The organism is Draconibacterium sp. (genome assembly GCF_041583095.1).
Taxonomy (GTDB): Bacteria; Bacteroidota; Bacteroidia; order Bacteroidales; family Prolixibacteraceae; genus Draconibacterium.
Genome location: NZ_JBFHGM010000302.1, coordinates 1 through 5913, shown reverse-complemented (window position 1 = coordinate 5913; position 5913 = coordinate 1). Strand labels below are relative to the sequence as shown.

The 5913-nt window shown below is 40.3% G+C and carries 4 protein-coding genes and 1 pseudogene; all 5 read right to left on the bottom strand.

What is annotated here, in order from left to right:
- Window positions 1-1954: carboxypeptidase-like regulatory domain-containing protein (locus ABZB17_RS19620; protein ID WP_372652783.1), on the bottom strand; the 1954-nt coding region annotated here is incomplete at its 3' end.
- 468 nt (window positions 1955-2422) lie between these two features.
- A complete protein-coding gene (locus ABZB17_RS19615; protein WP_372652780.1) occupies window positions 2423-4105 on the bottom strand; it encodes an ATP-binding protein in 1683 nt (560 codons plus the stop codon).
- A gap of 137 nt (window positions 4106-4242) precedes the next feature.
- Entirely contained in the window at window positions 4243-4926 is a 684-nt protein-coding gene (locus tag ABZB17_RS19610; RefSeq protein WP_372652778.1) for a response regulator transcription factor, read from the bottom strand.
- Between the two features lie 64 nt (window positions 4927-4990).
- Entirely contained in the window at window positions 4991-5674 is a 684-nt protein-coding gene (locus ABZB17_RS19605) for a phosphate uptake regulator PhoU (RefSeq protein WP_372652776.1), read from the bottom strand.
- A gap of 29 nt (window positions 5675-5703) precedes the next feature.
- Window positions 5704-5913, bottom strand: a pseudogene (locus tag ABZB17_RS19600) (phosphate ABC transporter ATP-binding protein); the annotation flags it as partial.

Sequence of the window (5913 nt, the reverse complement as noted above, 5' to 3'; positions counted from 1 at the left end):
TTGTTTTACTGGCTACAAAACGCAACGATTGTTTTTCGGTAGCCTGGTATTTTAACATCAGGGAAGGCAGAATATTATCGTACGACTCATCGAGACTGCCAACTCTTCCTACATAGTTGGTTACATTCCAGTTCACCTCCAGTTCATCGCGTTCGTAACGTACGCCAACATTACCGCTCAATTTCCCTTTTCCGAAATCAACGTTAAGATACCCGGCGTATACATTTAATGTAGCATCGTAAAAATCCGGATCTACTTCGCGAATCCGAAGCTCGCCACTGTTGTACAGATCAAGATTCAGGAATGCTTCATCCAAATTATCGATGGACTGTACGGTTACATTTTTAGCGCGAACTCCGTAGGGAAGTGAATAAAAGTCTCTTCCTTTCATTCTGAAGTTTCCACCGAGATTCAACCTTAAGGTCTTATCATCATCATCGATAAAAGTGATGTTATCTTTCAGGTAAGCATTCAGTTCATCGTCGCTAATGGTTTGCATCGACTTCTTTTGCTGGAAGTCGCCTACATAGGCAAAACCAACCGAATTTTCATCGAGCATATTCACTTCGTTGTGAATGCGGTTTGGCTCGTCGGCATTAACAATATTGTATCCAACTGCCCACTCCAGGCGGTTGTTTTCGGTAATATGGTGAGTTCCGAGTAACTGGTTAATTATGAGCTGTGTTTCTTTTAAGTTCTGATCCCTCGTAAATGCGGCCTCCTGTTGCGGCAACTGGTCGTAAGCATATCCTTCACCGTTTCTTCCTTGCTCGTACAACTCATCAACGGTTTTGAAAATGACCATACTATTGAAATTCAAGGTGTGATCGTTGCTAAAATCGTATGCCAGGTTCAGCAAACCGGTGGTATTGAATTCTGTTTGAAATGTTTCGGCATCGGTATACGAATTGTCCAGCACATTCGACCGGTATTTTTTGTAGGTACCAGTGCGGTATTCAAAATCGTTTGAATGAGAAAGCGTAGCAAATACAGAGAACTCGTTATCAAATAGTTCAAACTTTTTACCTCCCGTTAACGACAAACCACGGTTTAACGAAAATTTCTGATCCTCAGTGTTCCAGCTTTGATATTTTAAAGCATCGCCAGTTGTGTAAGTGCGACTATACGCACCAAAAACATTTACATCGTTGATGTTTTGCGTGGCTTTGAAATTGCCAAAAGTTCCATCTTTTACAATATTGGTTGAGATTCCGGTCGAAACTTCCAGTTCAATATCTTCAGAATAGGTTTTCGAACCAATATTTACGGCTCCCGAAGCCTGGTCGCCATAGGTTTCAACGGCAAAGGTTTTGTTGATTCCAACATTGCCGATAATATCCGTAGAGAACAGGTTCAGATCGATATTTTTCTTTTCCACATCATCCGACGGAATTGGCAAACCATTCATCGTAGTAGTTAAATACCTGTCGCCCAAACCACGAATGTAAATATCGCCGCTGCCCTCGTTTTTGGTTACGCCGGTAATTTTTGATGTTGCCGTGGCCGCATCAGAAACACCCATGCTCGACATTCGTTGCGATCCGATACTCTCTTTAATTCCCGAGGCATTTTTCTGATCGATAAGTAACATCGCCTCCGACTCGCGTTTGGCTTTTGCCACCACCTGAACACCTTCAATTTCCAAAGTCGCCGGTAATAACGCTACATTTAATTCTACGTTATTATCCGGTTTCACTTCCACCTGAAATTCCTGTGTATCGTACGAAATAAAAGAAACAGCAATGATATGGCTACCAACTGCTACATTGGGTATTACGTAATTTCCATCGAAATCGGTAATTGTTCCTTGTGTTGTTCCTTTAATTAATACAGTGGTCCCGATCAGGGCCTCTTTTGTTTTGGCGTCGATTACAGTTCCTTTAATTGTACCTGTTTGAGCCGTAACTACCATTACCTGAATTAGCAACAGAATGCTAATAAAAAAACGTTTCATATATTTTAAAAGTTGCAGTGTTTATTTATAAACTCATAGAATTTATACAGGCAAAGCAACCGGATATATGTTACAGGCGAATTAAAGACTATTTAAACTTGTATTACATTGTTTTAACGGTTTTGTAATTATCGGGGGAAAGGTGAAATGTTATTGCAATAAGTGAATTCGAATCTTAATTATTGTGCTGATTTACCCTTTCTACACAAGTTCTGGTTCATTTTCGTCCGGAACAACTTTCAGCTTCGATCGTCTTCCATCGCCGGACGAGATCAACTTCATCCACTAACCCGGCGTTTCCTGACTGGCGTCAGTCACACCGGGTTAATGCCTGTCGCCCCGTTGGGGCTCTTAATTAAAGCCATGAAAGTGTGTTCCGGAATAGCCCGGGGTTTCAATAAAAAAGGCCTCCGGAACTACCGGAAGCCTTCAACTTATCAGTTTTGGCGTTTATATATTCTCTCGAATTTACTGTTTTGCCAGCGAGAACAGGAACTCAATACCACCTTCGGGTTTATTGCGGGCCGAGATATTTCCTTTATGTAACTGGATCGCATTTCTAACAATCGACAGTCCCAGTCCTGTTCCGCCCAATTCGCGGGTACGACCGGAATCGATACGGTAGAAACGTTCAAAAATACGGTTAAGGTGTTCCTCCGGAATTCCTCTACCGTTATCCGAATAACTGAAATAATGGAATTTGGTATCTTCCAGGTAATTCCTAATTTCAATTTTCACATTCTCTCCGGCATAATTGATGGAGTTTTCCAAAAGGTTCTGGAATACCGATGAAAGCAGCGAATCGTTTCCGTTTACCACCACATCTTTGTCAATATCCAGTTTACACTTCATGTTTTTGGCAGCCATTCTGCTCTCGAGGTTCTCCACCACATCCGAAACAATGTTTTTGATATAAACCGGTTTAATCTCGAACAATTCGCCGGCATCCTCAATATTATTCAACAACGAGATATCGTTTAACAGCAGATGTAATCTTTCGGCCTGTTTACTGGCTCTTTCGATAAAGTACTGCTGTTTCTCCTTGTCGATATTCGGATTCGACATCAATGTTTCGATGTATCCTTTTATTGAAGCCAGCGGTGTTTTTAACTCGTGTGCAATGTTCGAAGTTAACTGCTGTTTTAGCAGGCGACGTTTTTCGGGCCGGGTAATATCAGTGATCAGAATCTCGAAACTCTTATCGGCAAACACAATACACATCAGTTTAAAATAACTGTCGTCTTTGTGAATCGTGAACTCGATTTGCGGCAATTCGTTACTTTGGAACTCAGTGTCTTTGTGCAGATTTTTTTCCAAAAATTTGTTGATCTTTTCAAACTCCGGAATGGTAAAAAAGTTTTCTGCCGAAATGGTCATCGTATCAGAAATGATACTTACAAACTGAATAAAGTTACTGTTCACCAGCATCTTCTTCTTTTGCGGTGTAAAAAATCCTATCCCTTCATTCAGAATGTTCATATGGTTGGCCAGGCGGTCTTTTTCCAGTGCAATAGAATTGTTGGCCTCGTGCAGGTTATTGTAGATTTTTACAATCTGCGAACCAATTTCCCCCAATTCATTATCGGGAAACTTGCCTTCTTCTTCGTTGATTGGCTCATTCTTTCCGGCTTTTATCGCAAAATCCTTCAATTTGGTAATTGATATGGAAAGGCGTTTTGTAAGCTCATTAATCACCAGCCAGATTACCAGGAAAATGGCGATAATGAAAAAGATGAATAAGCGCTCGGCTTTCAGGAAATTCTCCACGTTTACGTCGTAAACCATGGCGGCCCGCACAAAATAGTCGTCGTAACTTCGGGCATAGTAGTAGAAGTCGGTTCCGGTGGTTGCCGAGTGACGTATATTGGCTCCCTCGCCACCGAACAATGCTTTTTGCACTTCGGGACGCTCGAAATGGTTTTCCATTTTTTTGTATTCGTACACAAAACTGTCGTATAAAACAATCCCTCTCCTGTCGATAATGGTCAGGCGAATGTTGTCTTGCGGAATGAGAACTTTTAAAGTATCTGCACTGCTAAAGTTTTGCGTTTTCATTAAGTTGTAATGTTCGATGTAGTTGTGGGCTACCTCGGTAACATTACGCAATGTATTTTCAAGCTGCGATGTTTTGTAATTTTTCTCGCGCTGCAACTGAAACAACATTATGGCTACTGTGAACAGTAAAAATACTGCTATAAAGTAGTAAAAGATTTTCCGTCTGAATGTCTGCTGAATCGGCACCTTGTATTGTTTTAATTATTTTTATTCTGATCTGTTTTCTATCGAATTTATGGTTGCTTAAACGCATAACCATAACCTGATTTTCCTTTTATGTATTGACCGTATTTGCCAATTTTTTTCCGAAGTCGTGCAATATTTACATCCACGTTTCGCTCGGTAACAATAACATCGTCGTTCCAAACGCGGTCGAGTATTTCATTTCGGCCAATGTATTGTCCCTGGTGTTTTAGCAAGAGAGTAATTATTTCAAATTCTTTTCGGGTAAGACTAACAGGCTCGTCGTCAATCTGCACCGTTTTACTGTTTGCATCTACCTCAAGACCTTCAACTTTGTACACCTTGGTTTGCTTCAAATTTGGTTGGCCACGTTTCAGCACGGCTTTAATACGCGCTACCATCTCTTTAATCGAAAATGGTTTTGATATGTAATCGTCGCCACCCACGTTAAACCCCGTTAGAATATCGTTTTCGGCAGTTTTGGCGGTCATAAAAATTATGGGCAGTGTGAGCTGCATCTCCCTTCGGATCTTATCGGCCATTTTGTAGCCCGACATTTCGCCCATCATCACATCTAGCAAAATCAGGTCGAATTCTTCCAGCGGCAGTTTTAGTGCCTGCTCGGCCGAGTGTGCAACTGCTATTTCGAAACCTTCGCTCGACAAATTGAACTCTAAAATTTCACATAAATCCTTTTCGTCGTCAACTACTAATATTTTCGGATTTGATCCCATGATAATTAATTTTCACTCTAACATTCAGGATACTAAAAATACATTATCCTTCATAAAAACAAGCTTACTTCAGGTCTTTATGTCGTATATCCTTGCCTTCGATGGAATAAATAGCCGCCTCTGCGATGTTTGTGGCCTGATCAGCAATACGTTCGATGGTGCTAACCATACTGTTCATATTAATAAAACTCATCAGTAGTTCTTTATCTTCGTTTGAGGACACACTTTTTTTAATGGCCTTTTTCAACATCTTTTTGTTGAGTTCATCAACAACAGCATCGTTTTTTATCGTCCAGATGGCATAATCCTTATCATCGTTGGTAAATGCCAGCAACGATTTGTTAACCATATTAGAACTTTGAATAAGCATGTTTGAAACCACTTCAGAAAGTTTGGTGTATACTTCCGGGGTTTTAATGCTTTCAACAAAAGTCAGTACATTAATTACCATATCGCCTACCCGCTCGAGGCTCATAATTATACGATAGCAAGCCATAATTTTTCGGATATCGGAAGCCACCGGCTGGTATAATGTAATGGTATTAATAATCTTGTCACTGATTTTAACTTCCATCTTATCCAGCATATTCTCGTTGTCGTACAACTCTTTGCTTTTTTCCTTCGGAAATTTTGTTTCGCCTGTTGAAATGAGCGTCTCTAACAAATCGAGCTGATGAAGCACCAGGTTGGCAAACTCTTCAAAATCGCTCATTATCGCTTTTATGGCATCATCCTTCTTTAAAGTCATAACTGTAGAATTTTATTGAAGTTAAAAAATTAACCGAACTTTCCGGTCAGGTATTCTTCTGTACGACGGTCTTTTGGGTTGGTAAACATATCTTTTGTTTTACCATATTCTACCAATTCTCCCAGGTACATAAACATTGAATAATCAGAGATTCGTGCTGCCTGCGACATGTTGTGTGTCACCATCAGTATCGAATAATTCTCTTTTAACTTTACCAGCAAGTCTTCAATTTTTGAAGT

Coding starts and splice junctions, on each gene's coding strand:
- ABZB17_RS19610 (WP_372652778.1), bottom strand. CDS start 4,926: ATGGGATCAAATCCGAAAATATTAGTAGTTGACGACGAAAAGGATTTA.
- ABZB17_RS19605 (WP_372652776.1), bottom strand. CDS start 5,674: ATGACTTTAAAGAAGGATGATGCCATAAAAGCGATAATGAGCGATTTT.